Here is a 16,932-nt window from a genome sequence, read left to right on the forward strand (position 1 = left end):
TCAATACACAGGTGGCAGCCAATTCGCCCGGCGCCGACGGCGGCCGGGCGACTATCACCGGTTTCAGCTGCTTTGTGGCATCTCGCCACGGGCCAGGCGGGCATTGATATCTTCGATTACCGCCGGCAGTTGAGCAATGGTATCGATCAGGTAGTGCGGGCGCGAGCCTTCGAACATCTGGCCAATACGTGTGCGTTCCTGCGCCAGCGTTTCCAGCGACAGGTTGCGGTACTGATCAAAGGTCAGGCCCAGGGCATTGCCCGAACAGGTCAGCGCCACTGTCCACATACCCGCGCTGCGGCCTTCGAGGATACCCGGCCAGGTGTCGTCGACTTTCACACAGGCGGCCACGTCGCTGATTCCCAAGGCGATGACGTTGGCCAGCGATTGCGCCGGATACGGGCGCCCGTTGGGTACTTCATCGGTCGCGACCACATGGTCAGGCACATAACCGTTTTCACGTGCCAGCTCGACGACCTTGGCCATGACCACGGCGGGGTAACCCGAGCAGGTACCGATTTTCAGGCCCTGCTCACGGAGCGTGGCAATAGCCTCCAGTGCTCCGGGGATCAGCGCCGAGTGCAGGCCGATTTTCTCGATTTGCAACGGCATGAAACGCTCATAGATCGCCGTCACATCGTCATCGGTTGGCGTGCGCCCGTACTTGTCCCGGTAGCGCTCGGCAACCGCCGGCAGATTGCACAGGGTGCGGATGTGATCCCACTTGCCCATGCCCATCGGGCCACGGGCCTCTTCCAGGGAGACGCTGACGCCGAACTCGCCAAACGCTTCGACGAATATCTGGGTAGGTGCAAAGGAGCCAAAGTCGACGACGGTGCCAGCCCAGTCGAGAATCACAGCTTGCAGGCTATTCGGTTGTTGGTAGTTCATGGGGTTGTCTCCAATGGCAAGGATGAGCGAAGCCGAGCCCGGTTGGCGGGATCAGGCGTAAGGGTGTGGTGGTCTGGCGTGCTGCTCTCGAACAGCTCGGCAATCATCGGCCGGTTCTGCCGGGTTGCCAGGCAGCACAGGTGGTATTCGATGTAGAACGGATGGTCGACGAAGGTCACCGGCCGGGTACCGGGTGTCTCGGCGTACTCCACTGCCGAGACAAAGCCGATACCGATGCCCTGCGCGATGGCGTGAACGATGGCCTCGCGGCTGTTGAGCTGCATCACACAGTCAAGCTCGATGCCGACGCGCCGGCAGCCCTCCTCCATCAACTGGCGGGTGCGTGATGCCTGCTCGCGCAGCACCACGCGCTCACCACGGATCTGTTCGACCCTGACCTGTTTCTGGCTGGCCCAGGGGTGGTCTTCCCGCACCACGGCGATGATCGGATAGCGTCGGTACAAGCGGGTGTGCAAGCGCTGGTCGAACTCCGACAGCGCCAGTATCGCCACGTCGATATCGAAGTTGTACAGGCGTTCCAGGGTGCCCTGCTCCGAAGAGATCGACGTCTCCAGCTTCACTTCCGGGTACTGCTGCATCAGGCTGTAGGTCAGGCTCATGGCGATGGGCGGCGACACTGCCCCCAGCCTGAACATGCCCTCCTTGCGCTGGTGGAAGCTCTGCAGCAATTGCAGCGCTTCGTCTTCCTGACCAAACAGGCCCTGGGTGATGGCATACAACTGACGCCCGGCGGCACTCATCTCGATGTACCTGCCACGTCGATGGAAAAGCTCGACAGAGAACCGCGCCTCCAGTGCCCCCACCTGTTCGCTGACGGTGGGCTGGCCGACACTCAGGTACTCGGCGGCCAGGGTAAAACTGCCAGTGCGGGCCACCGCGTGAAACGAACGAAGCCACTTGTGATACTGATACATGGAGAACTCCAGCCCTGAAAGTCTGAGTCGATTCGGCCCGGTCAGCGCCGCACGAACAGCGCAACCACTGCACTACATATACAGGCGCTGGCGACCATCACGAAAATCAGCGAAGTATTGCCGGTGCTGTCGAGCATGCTGCCGATCAAGGGTTCGGCCAGGCCGGCAAACAGGTAGGAGGCAAAGTTCATCACCCCGGTGGCGGTGCCTGCGCGCTTGGCACCTACCAGGTCCGGGCACAGCGCCCAGAAGCTGGAGGCCGGGCCGTAGACAAAGAAGCCACAGAGAAACAGGGCCACCAGCCCGATGGTGCTGTGTGCCGGCAAGCTCCACATCCACAGGCTCACCGCCGCGCCCAGCACCATGTAGAGCATGATTGCCAGGTAGCGCTTGGAACCGAACAGTTTGTCGGACACCCAGCCATTGCTCAGTGCACCGACCGCCATGCCCACCGGCAGCGCCACGGTGATCCACTTGGGATCGATCCAGCCGTCGCCGCCACTCTTCCAGTCGGCACCGAGAAAATGCACCGGTACCCAGACGATCAGGCCGTAGCGCGCGGCGTTCTGAAACCCGAGAGAGATGGCCGCGATGACCAGGCGCAGGTTCTTCAGCACCGCCTTGTAGCGCTGCAGCGAGCTTTCGGCTTCGCCCTCCACTTCCTGGGCCTTGTCTGCGGCGTTGGCAACGCCAGTGTCCTCGAGGGGTTCAAAGCCCAGGTCCTGCGGCCGTTCGCGGGCGATGAAAAAGAACAGGATGCCACCGGCCAGCATTAGCAGGACCGGCAGGCGGAAGATCCAGCGCCACTCCAGGTGCAGCACCTCCAGCACGACCACCGAGGTGACGTAGGAAAGGACCGAAGCGCAGCCAGCGGCAAACACATAGAAGCCGTACACCTTGCCGCGCTCGGACACGCCCCACCAGTTGGAGATCAAGCGACTCCCCGGTGCCCAGCCCAGGGCCTGGAAGTAGCCATTGATCCCCCACGGCAGGATCAGGCTGGCAAAGCCACTGGCAAAACTGGTGACCCAGTTGGCGGCACACGACAGCACCGCCCCCAGGCTCATGATTTTTCGTCCGCCGTACTTGTCGGCCAGGTTGCCGTTGATCGCCTGACCGATGGCGTAGGCCCAGAGCATGGCCGCCGAGATCCAGCCGAGGGTTTCTTTGGTCAGGCCGAACTCGGCCTGCATACCGGGGATGGCGAAGCCGAAGGTTTGTCGGCCGGTGTAAAAAAACAGGTAACAGAACATCGCAGCAAGCAGCATGCGCCACTGCGCCATGCGAAACGAGGACGTTGCGGGTACAGCGATACCAGGCAGGGTTTGAGCACGACTCATGATCTTTTCCTTCTTGTTTCGCTCGCGCCACCAAGCGGGGCGCAGAGACGGCACTCTTGTTGGGTGCTACAGGAAAAAAGCGGCCTGACGGCCACCGCGCGTGACGGGCGCCAGGTCAGGCGGCTTGCGAACCGATGAAGTTCTTGCCGCGTGCGCCCTGCATGGCATAGAGCACCATCGCTTGCGCCTCGCTGTCGGTCACGCCGTAGTCACTGAACTCGGTCTTCACATCGAGGCTGTGAAGAAAGCTGCGCAAACGTTCCTGAGCCCGGCTCAAATCGGCGCCGAAGGCGCGTTGCAGCGTCTGGTCCCGCGCCGCGTCACGGCCCCAGGCCAGGCCCAGCACATAGGGCAAGGTGAAGGAGCAGGCGATGCCATGTGCCAGCCCGTGGCGCAGGGTCATCTCGTAGGAAATGGAGTGGGCCAGTGCGGTTTTGGTGTTGGAAAAGGCCATGCCTGCCTTCAAGGCCGCCAGCGCCATCCGCGAGCGCAGTTCAAGGTTGGACAGGTCGTGGTGCAATCTTGGCAGGCACTCGAAAATGTCCTCGATGGCAGAGATGGCAAACAGGTCGGAGATCGGGTTGGCGTTGACGTTCCAGATCGCCTCCAGTGCATGCGACAGCGCATCCAGGCCGGTGGAGACGGTAACGCCTGCCGGTACGGTCAGCATCAATTGCGGATCGATGATGGCCGCCTTTGGCCAGGTACAGGCCAGGTGCAACGAGTACTTTTTCTGTTGCGCGGCGTCCCAGATGGTTGCCCAGGGCGTCACCTCACTGCCAGTGCCGGCTGTGGTCGGCGCAGCGATCAGCGCCTTGCAACGCGACGGGGTAAACGGCTTGCCAGCCGCCAGCAGGGTGAGCAGCTCGTCAAAACGACCGGACTCCGTGCCAACGATCAACGCCTTGGCCGTATCGATGGCGCTGCCACCCCCGACCGCCAGCACGGTTTCGCAGCTGCCTGCCTCGCGCCAGAAGCGCTCGTAGACATCACGCAAGTGCGCAACATCCGGGTTGGGCTGGACATCCTCGATGACATGGACCAGACGTTCGCCCAGCAGCGCCTGGATCTTGTCGACGAGGCCCAGGCTGCGCGCTTCGGGAAACGTCACCAGGGTGACGGTCTCGCCTTGCGTGAGGCCGACAATGTGGTTCAGGCTGCCAGCGCCGAAATGGGTGGCCACGGGGTTGTGATACAGGGCAGACATGGCGTTACCTTTATTGTTGTTGGAATGTGCGGCCATAGTCCCTGCGTGCCTGCTCCTGCTCAAATCGATTGATTCAAGGCCAGCATCGGCCAGACCGATAGTTACAGACACAGCACGGTCTTTGAACATGGGTTCAACTCCACTCGATCAAGGGTTCAGAAGGCGCCGTGCCGGGCGGCACGGCGGGGTGAATCAGTGCCGGCCACCCTGCTGGATGGCATTGCGCAGGCGACTGGAAAGCAGGTCGGCGGCGATCACCATCAAGGTGATGACGACGATGCAGGTTGCGGTTTCCTGATACTTGAACAGCTTGAGGCTGCTCACCAGCTCGAACCCCAGCCCGCCAGCACCGACCATGCCCAGCACCGTGGCCGAACGCAGGTTGACTTCGAAGCGGTAGAGCATCACCGCAATCCACGCCGTGATGACCTGCGGCACTACACCGAAGACGATGACCTGAAGCGGCCTGGCGCCGGTGGCGCGTAGCGCTTCGATGGGCCCCTGGTCGATTTCCTCGATGCTCTCGGCGAAGAACTTGCCCAGCATGCCGATGCCGTGCACCGCCAGTGCCAGCACTCCGGGAAACGGTCCCAGGCCAACGGCGGACACGAAGATCAAGGCCAGGATCAGCTCGTTGATGCTGCGAATCACGTTAAGCGCCTGGCGGGTGCCCTGGTAGAGCCAGCGGTTACTGTTCAGGTTGCGCGCGGCAAGGAACGCCAGCGGCACGGCGAATACAATCCCAAGCAGCGTGCCCCAGATCGCGATCTGCACAGTCTCCAGTGCTGGCGCCAGCAGCTTGGGCAGAATGTCCAGATCAGGCGGCATTGAGCGGCTGAGAAAGTCGCCGATTTGCGGCAGCCCCGCAGCCAGTTCGGTCCAGCTCAGTTGCGCACCGCCGGCACTCCAGTGCAACAGCACAACCAACGCCAACAGCAGCGCGGCAGTGCTTGCCCAGCCGCCCAGGCTTTGCGGGGTGCTCACCATCCAGCGAAAATCATCCGTGCGCATATCAACCTCCCAGACCGTTGGCGTAATGAAGCGATGCCTGGCCGGCACCGTGAAAGGCCTCGGCGCCGTACTGCGCATTCGGGTAGATGCTCTGCAGCGTGGTTTCGTCCAGACCTTCGGCGTTGCCGTCATAGACCAACTGGCCGTGCGCAAGGCCAACAATGCGATCGCCGAACTCACGGGCGAAGTCCACCTGGTGCAGGTTGCACACCACGGTAATACCCAGTTCGCGGCTGGCATCGCGCAGGTACTGCATGACCAGGCGCGCGGTCTTCGGGTCGAGGCTGGCTACCGGCTCGTCGGCCAGAATCACTTTCGGTTGCTGGGCCAGCGCCCGGGCAATACCCACCCGTTGCATCTGCCCGCCGGACAGTGAGTCGGTGCGTGCCTCGGCCTTGTGCGCCAACTCGACCCGCTGCAGGCACTGGCGCGCAAGCTCGACATCGTTGCGGCTGAACAGCTGCAGCACCGAGGCCAGGGTCGATACCGAGCCCAGGCGCCCGGTCAGCACATTCTTCAGCACCGACAGGCGCGGCACGACGTTGTGGTGCTGGAAGATCATCGCCACCTGACGGCGCAATGCGCGCTCGTCCCGTGCCTGCATGGCATCGATCCCGGCCACTTCAAGCACGCCGCCGTCGGCCTGCGCCAGACGATTCATGCAGCGCAACAGTGTTGACTTGCCGGCACCGGACTGGCCAAGCACCACGACGAACTCGCCCGCGCCGATCTGCAGGTCTATGCCTCGCAATACCGGGTTGTCGCCGTAGTGTTTGGTGAGCTGACGAACCGTGATCATTTCATTTTGCTCAGGTCGAGATCGAGCACCTTGGCGGTGTCGCGTACCACGTTGTAGGCAGTGTCGGCGGTTGGCTGGAAGCCATTGAGCATGCCCTGATCTCCCCACGGCACGTTCTTGACGTTGGCCAGGGCCGCCGTCAGTTTCTGCTTGAGCGCCGGGTCCAGGTCTTTGCGCCAGACCATGGGCGACTCGGGAATGTCGGGCGAACTCCAGACAATCTTCAAGTCCTCTTGCTTGACCTGCCCGCTGTTGATGGCAGAAGCCAGAATGCGATCGGCCACGGCGGCGGCATCGACTTTGCCGTTGGCTACGGCGAGGATGCTGGCGTCGTGCGAGCCGGAGAAGATTACCCGGGAGAACAAGGCGTCCGGCTGATAGCCGGCCTGCTCGATACCCGCCTTGGGAAACAGGTGACCGGAAGCGGAGCTGGGGTCGACAAAGGCGAACGTGTGCCCTTTCAGATCGGCCATCGAATTGATGCCGCTGTCAGCGCGGGTGACGATAAGACTGCGGTAAGCGCTCTTGCCGGTTTTCTTGGTTTCAGCCACGGCGAACGCCTCGACGCCCGCCACCTTATTGGCCAGCACATACGAGAACGGGCCAAGATAAGCCACATCCAGCTTCTTCGAGCGCAGCGCCTCGATCACCCCGTTGTAGTCGGTGGCGACGTAGGGTTTGACCGGCATGCCAAGCTGCGTCTGCAACTGATCGAGCACTTGCTGGCTGCTTTCGATCATCGACTGCGAGTCTTCGGACGGAATCAGGCCGATGCTCAGCGCCGTCTCGGCCTGCACGCAGGTGCTGGCGAACAACGGCAGTGAAACACTGACAACACAAAACAGTTTGCGGAGCGTATTCATGGCATTCCCGGCGGTGTGGGTTGGAATGCCACTTAAGCTAGGCCTGTAATGTGACGGTCATGCCATCGATTCAATATGCGTTTACTCGCAAAACTATTGAAGGAAGCTATGGATGTCGAACAGCAAGCTGCGGGCCTTTCTCACCGTCGCCCGCCACGGCAGCTTCAGCGCGGGGGCCCGCGCACTCGGCCTGAGCCAGCCAACCATCACCACCCAGGTGCAGGCGCTGGAGCGCCAACACAACCTCGAACTGTTCCACCGTCGCGGACGCCGCGCAGAGCTGTCGGCGGTCGGCCGTCAACTGCTGCCCATTGCCCAACAACTGGTCGCACTGGAAACCGAAGCCGAGGGATTGTTGCGTGATTCCGGCACGCTCATGCGCGGCCAGTTGCGCCTGGGCGCGGTCGGCCCCTTCCACGTCATCGAGATGGTTGATGCCTATGCGCGTGCGTACCCGCAGATCGAGCTGTCGATCCGTGTGGGTAACTCCGCTTCGGTGCTGGCCGACCTTGAAAATTACGTGACGGATGTCGGTGTACTGGCCGGCTTGCACCACGACCCGGCCTTTCACGCCATCCTCTACGCGCGCCATCCGGTCATCGTCTTCGCTCACCGCGATCATCCGCTGGCACGCCGCGACAGCGTGCGCCTCGAAGCGCTGCAGGGCCAGCGCATGTTGCAGCGCGAGCAAGGCTCGACTACGCGATTGGCTTTCGAAAAGGCGCTGGCCGAACATGAAGTGACGCCGCGCATGCTGATGGAGATCGGTAGCCGCGAGGCATTACGCGAGGCCGTGGTACGCGGCATCGGCCTGGGTGTGGTGTCGGAGGCCGAATACGTGCCCGGCGAAGACATCCGGGCGATTCGCATCGAAGGCGATCCCGTGCACACCGAGACCTACCTGTACTGCCTGAGCGAACGCCGTACCAGCCAGCTGGTCGAGACATTCCTGGCCTGCGCCGATCAGGCCCGGCTGCGCCGCTGAGGCGATCAACGCCCTTCGCCGGCCCCTAACGCCTGAGGCACACAAACCTCCCCGGCCATCAGCAAGCGTGCGGTTCTCATCAGCCCGCAGTTGGTCACCTGCCCTTGTTGAACACGCAACGCCACGGTGAACTCCCCCGTGGGGTGTTCAACCGCAAGCTGCTTCACTTCGCCCTCTGCAACCTGGGCCAAGCCCGACGCGACACTGCCCTCGATCAGGCAGGCCACCGCCACACTGACCGCACCAAACACACCGATGCTGGTGTGGCAGCGATGCGGAATAAAGCTGCGGGTGCTCAGCGCCCCCCCGGCTTGGGGCGGTGCTATCAGGCACATTTTCGGTACGTTGCGCAGGCGGACGTCGCCCAGGTTCATGCGCGGGCCCGCCTGCAGGCGGATCGCTTCCAGCCGGGCTTTCAACGCGCTGTCGGCATCCAGCTGTTCTGGGCATTCATCGCCGCGCACTCCCAGGTCCTGGGCGCGAATCAGCACGACCGGCATGCCGTTGTCGACGCACGTCACCTCGACCCCGTCGAACACATCGACCGCATTGCCCGTTGGCAGCAATGCACCGCAGCTGGAACCGGCAACATCCTCGAACTCGACGGTCAACGGCGCCCCGGTGCCGGGAACGCCATCAATTCGTGCGTCGCCGGTGTAGCTGACCGCACCGTTCGGTGTAGGCACATGGGCAATCGCAATCTGCCCGGTGTTCTCCATGAAGATGCGCACCGGGGTGACATCTCCCGTTGGCAAGACTAAGCCACGCTCGATGGCGAACGGCCCGACACCGGCGAGGATGTTGCCGCAGTTCTGCCCGTAGTCGACACGCGGCTCATCCACCAGCACCTGGGCGAACAGGTAATCGACATCGGCTTGCGCACGCGTCGACGGCGTGATGATCGCCACCTTGCTGGTCAACGAGTCGCCGCCGCCGATGCCATCGATCTGCCGCGCATCCGGCGAGCCCATGACCGCCAGCAGCACGCGGTCGCGAAGCGCGGGGGTGCTGGGCAGGTCATCGGCCAGGAAATAGGCGCCTTTGGAAGTACCGCCGCGCATCCACAGGCAAGGTAGGCGTGTCTGGCTCATGTTCAGTCTCCGAGCGCCTCTAGGCTGTCGACGTAGCGCAAACCCTTTTCCGCAAGCCGTTGGCGCATGTTGTAGATATCCAGGCCCAACTCGCCCTGAGCCAGGCGCAATGCCTTGTGCACCTCCAGTTCGGCGCGGGCGCGACTGGCCTGGGCAACCTGTGCGGCTTCAGCCCGACGCACGATCACCACGCCATCGTCATCGGCGACCACCACATCACCGGGGTTCACCAGTTGCCCGCCGCACACCAGCGGCAGGTTGACCGAACCAAGGGTCTCCTTGATCGTCCCTTGAGCGCAGACGGCCCGGGACCAGACCGCAAACCCCATCTCTCGCAAGGTGTGGGTATCGCGCACACCCGCATCGATCACCAGGGCGCGCACGCCATGGGCCTTGAGCGAGGTGGCGAGCAAGTCGCCAAAGTATCCGTCGGTGCACGGCGAACTCGGCGCTACCACAAGGATATCGCCGGGGCGGCACTGCTCGACCGCAACATGGAACATCCAGTTGTCACCCGGTGCGACCAGTACGGTAACCGCCGAGCCACTGATCGACGTGCCACGTTGAATCGGGGTAATCGTGGAGGCCAGCAGCCCTTTGCGCCCTTGCGCCTCATGGACCGTCGCCACACCGAAACCACCCAGCTCATCGACCAGACCCTGATCGGCCCGGTCAATGTTGCGCACGACGATGCCGGTTTTACCGATCAGCCCGCTCATGCCAGGTTCTCCGTCACCCGCGGGAAGATGCTCTGGTAGCCCTCGCCATAGATGATGTCGCGGCTGCTGGCGATGCCGACGTTGCGCTTGGCTTGTACACCGCGTTGCAGGGCGACACGGGTGTAGTACTCCCAGAGGTGTTCCTGACCGGCCATGCACTGGATTGCGGCGTACTTCTTGTCCCACACCGAGGTGATGTCGAGCAGCACGTCAGGGCACCACTCGCACTGTTCCGGCTGATGCGGTTCGAAGCTGTACACCGGCGGCGCACCGACGATTTTCTCGCCCGGCCGGTAGCCTTCGGCCTGGGCAATGATGCGTGCTTCCTGCGTGAGGTGCATGGCCAGCGGGTGATCGTAGTTGTACGGGTCTTTCAACGAGTGGCTGAGGACAAACTCGGGCTGCACGCGGCGGAACACGTCCGCCAGGCGAAACAGCGTTTCTTTGTCGGCGCGCATCGGGTAGTCGCCGATGTCGAAGAACTCGACGCTGGCGCCGAGAATATCGGCCGCCGCCTGGGCTTCCTGACGCCGGGCGGCCTTGACCGTTTCTTCGTTCATCGAGCCTTTGCGCCACAGCTTGGCCGACTCGCCGCGCTCACCGAAAGACAGGCAGACGATATGCACGTTGTAGCCCTGTTGCGCATGCAGGGCGATGGCACCGCCGGCGCGCCAGACAAAATCGGCGGAGTGGGCGCTGACCACCAGCGCTGTTTTCGGTGATTGGTTCATTGCGGATTCTCCTCCTGCGTTTCGAAACAGCATCGCATCGCAGCAGGGCCCCGGAGTAATGCGTTGGAGTGTTGGAGGTATGCGTTTTTTTTATTGCCACTCGCAAACCGCAGCGGCATAGTCCAGCGTACCTCCTCCTCTGCAACGCACGAGTGCGCCATGGACACGACTGAACTACCCAGCCTGATGCACGTGCGCGCCTTTGTCCGGGTAGCCGACCACGGCAGTGTTTCCAAGGCGTCTGTGGCCCTCTATCGCGCGCAATCGGTGGTCACCCGTGCGATCAGCGAGCTGGAGGCGCGGCTGGATGTGCCGTTGTTCGAGCGCCACGCCAACGGCATGCGCCTGACCGATTTCGGCGAGCGCTTACTGCCCCGCGCGCGCCGTGTACTGGCTGAGCTTGAAAGCGTTCCGCGGCTACTGGGTGGCGCCGAAAAGCGTGCAGTCGAGCCGCTTTACCTGTTCCAGGCGCGACGCCTGCAAGTGTTCGTCAAACTCTGCGAAACCCACCATATGCAGACCGTGGCCAACCAGCTCGGCCTGAGCCAGCCTGCGATCAGCTCGACCATCAAGGTGATGGAAAGCGGTTGCGGCCATTCACTGTTCGAGCGCACGCCGCGCGGCCTGCAACCCACCCGTGCCAGCCAGGAAATCCTCTTTGCGGTTCGCCGGGCATTGAACGAATTGCGTCACATCGATACCGATATCACGGCCCTGCGCGGTGCGTTGCAAGGTGTCGTGCATGTCGGTGCCCTGCCCTTGGGACGTACCCGGGTGCTGCCTGAGGCCATTGTGCGGATGATGGCCGAACACCCGGCGATTCAGGTGATCACCAACGAAAGCCCGTTTGATTTGCTCGCCACCGACCTTCGCGCTGGCGATGTCGATTTCATCTTCGGTGCGTTGCGCTCCGAAGCCTATGCCAGCGACCTGGCCGGCGAAGCGCTGCTTACCGAAGACATGGTGGTGCTGGCCCGCCGGGAACATCCGCTGCAGGCGAAAGCTGCGCGCCTCGATGAGCTCAGCAGCGCCCGCTGGGTGCTGCCGCGTGCCGGCTCGCCCGCGCGGCAGATGCTTGATGCGTGCTTCTCCCGCTTCGGCATCGCACCGCCCCGGCCGGTGGTGGAGAGCGGCGACATGGCGATCATTCGGGGCCTGTTGTTGCGCTCGGACATGCTCGCGGCCGTGTCGGCCCGGCAGCTGGAGCAGGAAATTGCCTCCGGCGAACTGTGCATCCTGCCGCTGGAGCTGAAACAGACCACCCGAGCTATCGGTCTGACTTATCGCAACGGCTGCCTGCACTCACCGGTGGCCCAGGCCCTGATGGACATGATCCGCCGGGTAATCCGCGAGCAGGCAGCCGTCTGACGGCGATCAGAACAGGCCGAGCGGGTAACTGACGATCAAGCGGTTCTCGTCGAACTCGTTGCTGCTGTAGTCGCGACGGATGCTGGAGTTGCGCAGGCGCAGGCTCAGGTTCTTGAAGCTGCCGCTTTGAACCGTGTAGGCGAGCTCTGACTCACGCCCCCACTCCTTGCCGTCGGTGACCGTGCCGGTGTGCACGTTGTCGCCGCTGATGTAGCGGTTCATCAGGGTCAGGCCGGGCACACCGAGGGCGGCGAAGTTGTAGTCGTGGCGCAGTTGCCAGGACTTTTCCCGGGCGTTGTCATAGCTGTTGTTGTAGCTGTCGTTGGCCAGGGTGCCGCCACTGGTGCCGTTGACACGCATCCACGCATCATCGCCGGTGAGCTTCTGCAAACCGACATAGAAGGTGTTGCCGCCATAACGCGCAGACAGCAGCGCCGAGAACGTGCGGTTGTCCAGCTCACCGGCGCGGGCACTGCCGTCTTCACGGCCCCAGAAATAACCAAGGTTCGCGCCCAGGGTCCAGGCGCCCAGCGGCTGGCTGTGAACAAGTTGCAGGTACTGCTGCTGGTAGATGTCCTTGAGCTCGGCGTTCCACAGGCCGATCAGGGTACGTTTTTCGTTGAAGCTGTACTCACCACCAACGAAGTTGAAACGATCGGAGGTGAACGCGGTTTTCCCCTGCATGAACATGTCTTCCATGCTGGAATCGTTGCGCGGGCTGTTCTGGCGAAACTGCCCGCCATACAGCGTCAAACCGTCAATTTCCTGAGAGGTCACCTGGCCGCCGCGAAAGGTCTGCGGCAACGAACGGCCGTCGTCGGAGCGCAGGATCGGCAACACCGGCATCCACTCACCGACCTTCAATTCGGTTTTGCTCAGTTTCATCTTCCCGGCAACGGCCAGTCGGCCGAAATCGTCTGCCGGACGGCCATCACCATCGATTGGCAGCAGCTGGGTGCCGCCGGTGCCCTTGCCGCCATCGAGCTTCATCGAGTAAAGCCCCAGCACGTCGACACCAAAGCCTACCGGGCCTTGGGTAAAACCGGAACGAGCGTCGAGAATGAAGCTCTGGGTCCACTCTTCGCCCTTGCTTTGCGGGTAGGCCGGGTTGGTGAAATTGCGATTGATGTAGAAGTTGCGCAGGTTCAGGTTGGCGCTGGCATCGTCGACGAAACCGGCGGCAACACCGTCCAGCGGCAGGGCGCAAACAACAGCCAGTGAACAGACGATGCGAGGGTTGACGGCAATTTTCATTGTTATTGTTTTCCGGTTTTTGGGCGAAGGGAATGCGCTGCGCCCGCCAGTGCAGGCGCAGTGAGGTCAAGCAAAAGGGAAAGGCGACCCGATCAAGGCCGCCGGGTTACTCAGCGCGAGGCTTTGCCCGCCACCGAGTAGAGCACCTGCTGATTGCGGGTTTTCATGAACGTCTCCAGGCTCTGCCCGCGCATGGCGGCGTACACCTGCAGGTTGGGGATGCCGAGCACTGCGGCCAGTTTCTCCAGCACGAAGAAGATCGCGCCGTACTGGATCAGTCCGCGCCAGTCACGACGACGCAGCAAGTCCCGCTCTTCGTCGCTCAACCCGGCTTCTTCGAACAACGTCTCGGGCGCGTCGAGAAAACGCTGACGCCACTGCGGCTCGATCATCCGGTGCAGGAACTTGTTCAGGCGATAGCCCTTGGCGCTACGCTCGAGGGTGAAGGGGTACGTGCCCTCAAGCTTTTCGATACCCGCCAACTGGTGCTGCATATGCTCCAGGTGACGCGCCGTAACCTCGGCGGGTACCTGGCGGTCCTGGTTTTCCAGGAGCAAGGTGGCGATGCCGGTCATCGATGGCAGGTAGTAATCCTGGTGCAAATTATTCACCGTGGACGACAACGCGCCGCGCATGATCAGCCAGGTGATCACTTCCGAGCCTTCCATTCCGCCCAAGGTGGCGTACTCGGCGTGGGTCATTTCGGTCAGGCGCACCGGGTCGTTGACCAGCAGATCAATGAACTGCGCATCCCACTCCGGGTTGTTGAAACCGCAACGCTCGCCATGCACCTGATGAGACACGCCGCCGGTGGCTACAATCGCCACCTTCAAGTCCTCGGGGTAGCTTTCAATCGCACGGCGCAGCGCCTGGCCCAGTTTGTAGCAGCGAAGCGCAGTAGGAATCGGGAACTGCAATACACCCACCTGCAGCGGCACGATCTGCACCGGCCAGCCCGACTCACTCGGCAACAGCGCCGACATGGGCGAAAAAAAACCGTGATCGAGGGGCTTGTCACGGAAGAAGCTCATGTCGAACTCGTCGGCCATCAGGCTTTGGCCGATGTGCCGCGACAACGCTGCATGCCCACCGACCGCCGGCAATGACCGGGGGTTGCCGCCTTCGTCGGCAACCTCGTAACGCTCATCGACCCCCAGGGAGAAGGCGCCGTAGTGGTCGAAGAAAAACGACGTCACGTGGTCATTGAAGATGTAGAACAATACGTCCGGCTGTTGCGTCTTCAACCAGGCCTTGATCGGTTCGAACCCTTCGAATATCGGCGCCCAGGCCGCCTCGTTCTGTTTGTCGTGATCGACTGCAAAGCCGATGGTAGGGGTATGGGAGACAGCGAGGCCACCGATGATGCGTGCCATGACGAGTTCCTGTAGTCGAAAAATTTAGTGCGCCAGCACCGAGCGATTGCCACGGCGGCGGGCAACACCGTTGGCCAGGATCGCCAGTGCAGCGAAGAAGGCCGGTACGCTCAGCAGGGCGAACAGCAACGGCAAGCCCAGACCGAGGCTAAGCACCGCACCACCGATCAGCGATCCGAAGATGGCGCCGAAGCGACCGATGCCCAGCATCCAGCTCACGCCAGTGGCGCGGAAATCCGTTGGATAGTACCCGGGAGCAAAGGCATTGAGGCCCGTCTGCGCGCCGCTCATGCAGAAGCCGGCGGCAACCACGCCCAGCGCCAACAGGCTCGACTCCAGGTTCAGTGCTCCCAGCAGCAGGATAAACACACCGCCCAAGGCATAAGAAGTGGCAATGACGCCGTTGGGGTTACGCCGGTCCATGATCCAGCCGACCACGATAGCCCCGACCGTGCCACCAATCTGGAACAGGCCGGTGATGGTAGCCGCCCGCTCGATGGACAAACCGCCGTCGCGCAGCAAGGTCGGCATCCAGCCCATGGTCAGGTAGATCACCAGCAGGCCCATGAAGTAGGTCAGCCACAGGGCAAGAGTGCCGGTCCGGTAGCGTTCGGTGCACAGCATGCGTACCGGCGCTTTGTGCTGGGCCTGAGGTTCGGCGAGGGTAAATTTCGTGGCACTGGTAAAGCTCCCGCCCAGCTTGTTCAACACCTTGGCGATCTGCGCTGCAGGCGCATTGCGCACGGCCAGAAAACGCGCGGACTCTGGCAGCAACAACCAGAGAAACGGCAGCAGTATTAGCGGCAGGATGCCCCCGGCAAGCAGCACCGACTGCCAGCCATGCAGCGGGATCAGCCAGGCCGCGAGGAAACCGCCAAGCCCCGACCCCATGTTGAAGCCGGTGAACATGATGGTAATGAACAGCGAACGGTTACGCTCTGGCAGGTATTCGGACAGCAGCGTGGTGGTGTTGGGCATCGCCGCGCCCAGGGCTACACCGGTCAGCAACCGCAACGCGGCGAGCTCATAGGGGTTTCGCGCAAAAGCGCAGGCCAGGCTCAGCACACTGAAGCCGGTAACCGCTACCAGCAGCACCTTTTTGCGCCCCAGACGGTCAGCGTAAGGACCGGCCGTAAGGGCACCGATGGCGAGACCGACCATGCCCGCACTCATGACCGGGCCGAATGCGGCCTTCGACAGGCCCCAGTCCTGAATCAGCGAGGGCGCGATAAAGCCCATCACCGCGACATCAAGGCCATCGAATAGAACAATGAAGAAGCACAGGCTCATGATGAGCCACTGGTAGCGGGCAACCGGACGGTTGTCGATCCAGGCTTTGATATCGACCGTTTCGTGACTCATGTTTGCACCTTCTTATTTTTGTAGAAATACCGACAGGCCGGGACATCGGCGCAGGCCACAGGCCGCCCGGTATCCGAACGCTGGGCGTGACTTTAAAGCCGCAGGTGCCTGCCCCGCTTGTGGGAAATCCTTAAGCGGGTATCGGTTTTTCTTATCGGCCGGGTTGAACCGCAGCATCGGGCTGCCCGGCAGAAGACGCAAACAACGGCTCAGAACCGGTGATAGAGCAATACCCCGCCCTCTGCGTCAGGGCTGGCGTCGGAAAACCCGGTTACGGCGTAGAGCTGGATTTTCCACTCCTGGCTGAGCTTATGGTTGATGAACAGGGTGAGTTCCTGGATTTCCGACCCGGTCGAGACCACTTTCTGCCGCCAGTCGTAGGACGCGCCTGCTGAAGTACCCGCGGCCACAGGAACGGCAAAGCCGAGGCTGGCAAATACCGGATCGTCGAAGTCGCTGTCGGGTGGGTCGCCGAATTTTTTCCAGCCCAGGGTGGCGAAGCCTGTCACCGGACCAAAGGCCTTGGTGATATCGACCTGGCCAGAATAGTCCGTTTCGCCGGTGCCCAGGCACTGGTCTTCATCGGCGGTAGGGAATTTGACCTTGCCGATCAAGTCCACCAGCATGCCGCCGTCACTGCCATCGAGCAGCGCGTAGCCGGCGCTGGCGACGGTATCGCCCATGCCGCTTTCCACCTCGCGGCAGCCACCGGGCAACGGCGCACCATCCGGACCGACTTCAGGGTTGGTGATACGCAGCCAGGGGACGGTGACCTTGTAGGTCATGGGGCCGGTTTCGTACTTGCCGACCACCGGGACGTACCAGATTTCCGAAGTGGTGCCGGTGCCGTAGTCACCGCTTGAGTAGTCGAGGCCGGTGGCCATACTGAAGGTATCGGCCAGTGCTGGCGCAGTAATACCGGCAAACAGGCTGGCAAGGAGCGTAAGCGCAGGTCTCATCTTCACCTCAAGGTCCCGGTGAGAAGTACGAGTGGGCTTACACA

The 16,932-nt window shown here is 62.4% G+C and carries 16 protein-coding genes; 2 read left to right on the plus strand and 14 right to left on the minus strand.

Annotated features, from left to right (window positions below; all coding sequences use genetic code 11):
* Positions 1 to 63 precede the first annotated feature (63 nt).
* From phnX to phnD, 7 genes are all read right to left on the minus strand, one after another.
* Positions 64 to 891, minus strand: a complete 828-nt coding sequence (gene phnX / locus DM813_RS07275; RefSeq protein WP_128322730.1) for a phosphonoacetaldehyde hydrolase — start codon at positions 889 to 891, stop codon at positions 64 to 66.
* Complete coding sequence (locus DM813_RS07280; protein ID WP_128322731.1) at positions 888 to 1,826, minus strand: LysR substrate-binding domain-containing protein; 939 nt, start codon at positions 1,824 to 1,826, stop codon at positions 888 to 890. The genes phnX and DM813_RS07280 overlap by 4 nt, the downstream gene beginning before the upstream one ends.
* Before the next feature lie 41 nt (positions 1,827 to 1,867).
* Positions 1,868 to 3,166, minus strand: a complete 1,299-nt coding sequence (locus DM813_RS07285; RefSeq protein WP_128322732.1) for an MFS transporter — start codon at positions 3,164 to 3,166, stop codon at positions 1,868 to 1,870.
* A gap of 115 nt (positions 3,167 to 3,281) precedes the next feature.
* On the minus strand, positions 3,282 to 4,373 hold the full coding sequence (gene psrA / locus DM813_RS07290) for an iron-containing alcohol dehydrogenase PsrA (protein ID WP_128322733.1): 1,092 nt from the start codon (positions 4,371 to 4,373) through the stop codon (positions 3,282 to 3,284).
* Between the two features lie 192 nt (positions 4,374 to 4,565).
* The gene (phnE, locus tag DM813_RS07295; RefSeq protein ID WP_128322734.1) at positions 4,566 to 5,384 is read right to left on the minus strand and encodes a phosphonate ABC transporter, permease protein PhnE; all 819 of its coding nucleotides are present in this window, start codon (positions 5,382 to 5,384) and stop codon (positions 4,566 to 4,568) included.
* Position 5,385: 1 nt separating this feature from the next.
* Positions 5,386 to 6,183: a phosphonate ABC transporter ATP-binding protein gene (gene phnC, locus DM813_RS07300; RefSeq protein ID WP_128322735.1), complete on the minus strand. Its 798-nt coding sequence runs from the start codon at positions 6,181 to 6,183 to the stop codon at positions 5,386 to 5,388.
* Positions 6,180 to 7,046: a phosphonate ABC transporter substrate-binding protein gene (gene phnD / locus DM813_RS07305; protein ID WP_128322736.1), complete on the minus strand. Its 867-nt coding sequence runs from the start codon at positions 7,044 to 7,046 to the stop codon at positions 6,180 to 6,182. Before phnD ends, phnC begins: the two co-directional genes overlap by 4 nt.
* 112 nt (positions 7,047 to 7,158) lie before the next feature.
* On the opposite strand from phnD, the gene DM813_RS07310 reads away from it, so the two are divergent.
* Positions 7,159 to 8,031 carry a LysR substrate-binding domain-containing protein gene (locus DM813_RS07310; RefSeq protein ID WP_128322737.1) on the plus strand — a complete coding sequence of 291 codons (873 nt, stop codon included), beginning with the start codon at positions 7,159 to 7,161 and terminating at the stop codon, positions 8,029 to 8,031.
* Between the two features lie 5 nt (positions 8,032 to 8,036).
* Here DM813_RS07310 and DM813_RS07315 read toward each other — a convergent pair whose 3' ends face one another.
* Genes DM813_RS07315 through galB form a run of 3 tightly spaced genes read right to left on the minus strand, consistent with a single transcriptional unit; the run spans position 8,037 to position 10,572 of the window.
* Complete coding sequence (locus tag DM813_RS07315; RefSeq protein WP_128322738.1) at positions 8,037 to 9,122, minus strand: 4-oxalomesaconate tautomerase; 1,086 nt, start codon at positions 9,120 to 9,122, stop codon at positions 8,037 to 8,039.
* A gap of 2 nt (positions 9,123 to 9,124) precedes the next feature.
* Positions 9,125 to 9,841, minus strand: a complete 717-nt coding sequence (locus tag DM813_RS07320; RefSeq protein ID WP_128322739.1) for a 4-carboxy-4-hydroxy-2-oxoadipate aldolase/oxaloacetate decarboxylase — start codon at positions 9,839 to 9,841, stop codon at positions 9,125 to 9,127.
* Entirely contained in the window at positions 9,838 to 10,572 is a 735-nt protein-coding gene (gene galB / locus DM813_RS07325; protein WP_128322740.1) for a 4-oxalmesaconate hydratase, read from the minus strand. The genes DM813_RS07320 and galB overlap by 4 nt, the downstream gene beginning before the upstream one ends.
* A 159-nt stretch (positions 10,573 to 10,731) precedes the next feature.
* Here galB and DM813_RS07330 point away from each other — a divergent pair, with 159 nt between their 5' ends.
* Positions 10,732 to 11,940, plus strand: coding sequence for a LysR family transcriptional regulator (locus tag DM813_RS07330; protein ID WP_128322741.1), 1,209 nt, complete (start codon positions 10,732 to 10,734; stop codon positions 11,938 to 11,940).
* Positions 11,941 to 11,946: 6 nt separating this feature from the next.
* On the opposite strand, the gene DM813_RS07335 is transcribed toward DM813_RS07330, so the two are convergent.
* The 4 genes from DM813_RS07335 to DM813_RS07350 all read right to left on the minus strand — a co-directional run bounded on the left by DM813_RS07335 (position 11,947) and on the right by DM813_RS07350 (position 16,888).
* Positions 11,947 to 13,194, minus strand: a complete 1,248-nt coding sequence (locus DM813_RS07335) for an OprD family porin (protein WP_128322742.1) — start codon at positions 13,192 to 13,194, stop codon at positions 11,947 to 11,949.
* Between the two features lie 110 nt (positions 13,195 to 13,304).
* Positions 13,305 to 14,567 carry a gallate dioxygenase gene (locus DM813_RS07340; protein WP_128322743.1) on the minus strand — a complete coding sequence of 421 codons (1,263 nt, stop codon included), beginning with the start codon at positions 14,565 to 14,567 and terminating at the stop codon, positions 13,305 to 13,307.
* A gap of 24 nt (positions 14,568 to 14,591) precedes the next feature.
* Positions 14,592 to 15,929: an MFS transporter gene (locus tag DM813_RS07345; RefSeq protein WP_128322744.1), complete on the minus strand. Its 1,338-nt coding sequence runs from the start codon at positions 15,927 to 15,929 to the stop codon at positions 14,592 to 14,594.
* A 209-nt stretch (positions 15,930 to 16,138) separates the two neighbouring features.
* A complete protein-coding gene (locus DM813_RS07350; protein ID WP_128322745.1) occupies positions 16,139 to 16,888 on the minus strand; it encodes a hypothetical protein in 750 nt (249 codons plus the stop codon).
* Between the last annotated feature and the right edge of the window lie 44 nt (positions 16,889 to 16,932).

Origin of the sequence: Pseudomonas alkylphenolica (genome assembly GCF_004025535.1) — a bacterium.
GTDB classification, from domain to species: Bacteria; Pseudomonadota; Gammaproteobacteria; order Pseudomonadales; family Pseudomonadaceae; genus Aquipseudomonas; species Aquipseudomonas alkylphenolica_A.

What these genes read in the sequence shown, in the direction of transcription:
- phnX (WP_128322730.1), bottom strand. Translation starts at nt 891, where the DNA reads ATGAACTACCAACAACCGAATAGCCTGCAAGCTGTGATTCTCGACTGG.
- DM813_RS07280 (WP_128322731.1), bottom strand. Translation starts at nt 1,826, where the DNA reads ATGTATCAGTATCACAAGTGGCTTCGTTCGTTTCACGCGGTGGCCCGC.
- DM813_RS07285 (WP_128322732.1), bottom strand. Translation starts at nt 3,166, where the DNA reads ATGAGTCGTGCTCAAACCCTGCCTGGTATCGCTGTACCCGCAACGTCC.
- psrA (WP_128322733.1), bottom strand. Translation starts at nt 4,373, where the DNA reads ATGTCTGCCCTGTATCACAACCCCGTGGCCACCCATTTCGGCGCTGGC.
- phnE (WP_128322734.1), bottom strand. Translation starts at nt 5,384, where the DNA reads ATGCGCACGGATGATTTTCGCTGGATGGTGAGCACCCCGCAAAGCCTG.
- phnC (WP_128322735.1), bottom strand. Translation starts at nt 6,183, where the DNA reads ATGATCACGGTTCGTCAGCTCACCAAACACTACGGCGACAACCCGGTA.
- phnD (WP_128322736.1), bottom strand. Translation starts at nt 7,046, where the DNA reads ATGAATACGCTCCGCAAACTGTTTTGTGTTGTCAGTGTTTCACTGCCG.
- DM813_RS07310 (WP_128322737.1), top strand. Translation starts at nt 7,159, where the DNA reads ATGTCGAACAGCAAGCTGCGGGCCTTTCTCACCGTCGCCCGCCACGGC.
- DM813_RS07315 (WP_128322738.1), bottom strand. Translation starts at nt 9,122, where the DNA reads ATGAGCCAGACACGCCTACCTTGCCTGTGGATGCGCGGCGGTACTTCC.
- DM813_RS07320 (WP_128322739.1), bottom strand. Translation starts at nt 9,841, where the DNA reads ATGAGCGGGCTGATCGGTAAAACCGGCATCGTCGTGCGCAACATTGAC.
- galB (WP_128322740.1), bottom strand. Translation starts at nt 10,572, where the DNA reads ATGAACCAATCACCGAAAACAGCGCTGGTGGTCAGCGCCCACTCCGCC.
- DM813_RS07330 (WP_128322741.1), top strand. Translation starts at nt 10,732, where the DNA reads ATGGACACGACTGAACTACCCAGCCTGATGCACGTGCGCGCCTTTGTC.
- DM813_RS07335 (WP_128322742.1), bottom strand. Translation starts at nt 13,194, where the DNA reads ATGAAAATTGCCGTCAACCCTCGCATCGTCTGTTCACTGGCTGTTGTT.
- DM813_RS07340 (WP_128322743.1), bottom strand. Translation starts at nt 14,567, where the DNA reads ATGGCACGCATCATCGGTGGCCTCGCTGTCTCCCATACCCCTACCATC.
- DM813_RS07345 (WP_128322744.1), bottom strand. Translation starts at nt 15,929, where the DNA reads ATGAGTCACGAAACGGTCGATATCAAAGCCTGGATCGACAACCGTCCG.
- DM813_RS07350 (WP_128322745.1), bottom strand. Translation starts at nt 16,888, where the DNA reads ATGAGACCTGCGCTTACGCTCCTTGCCAGCCTGTTTGCCGGTATTACT.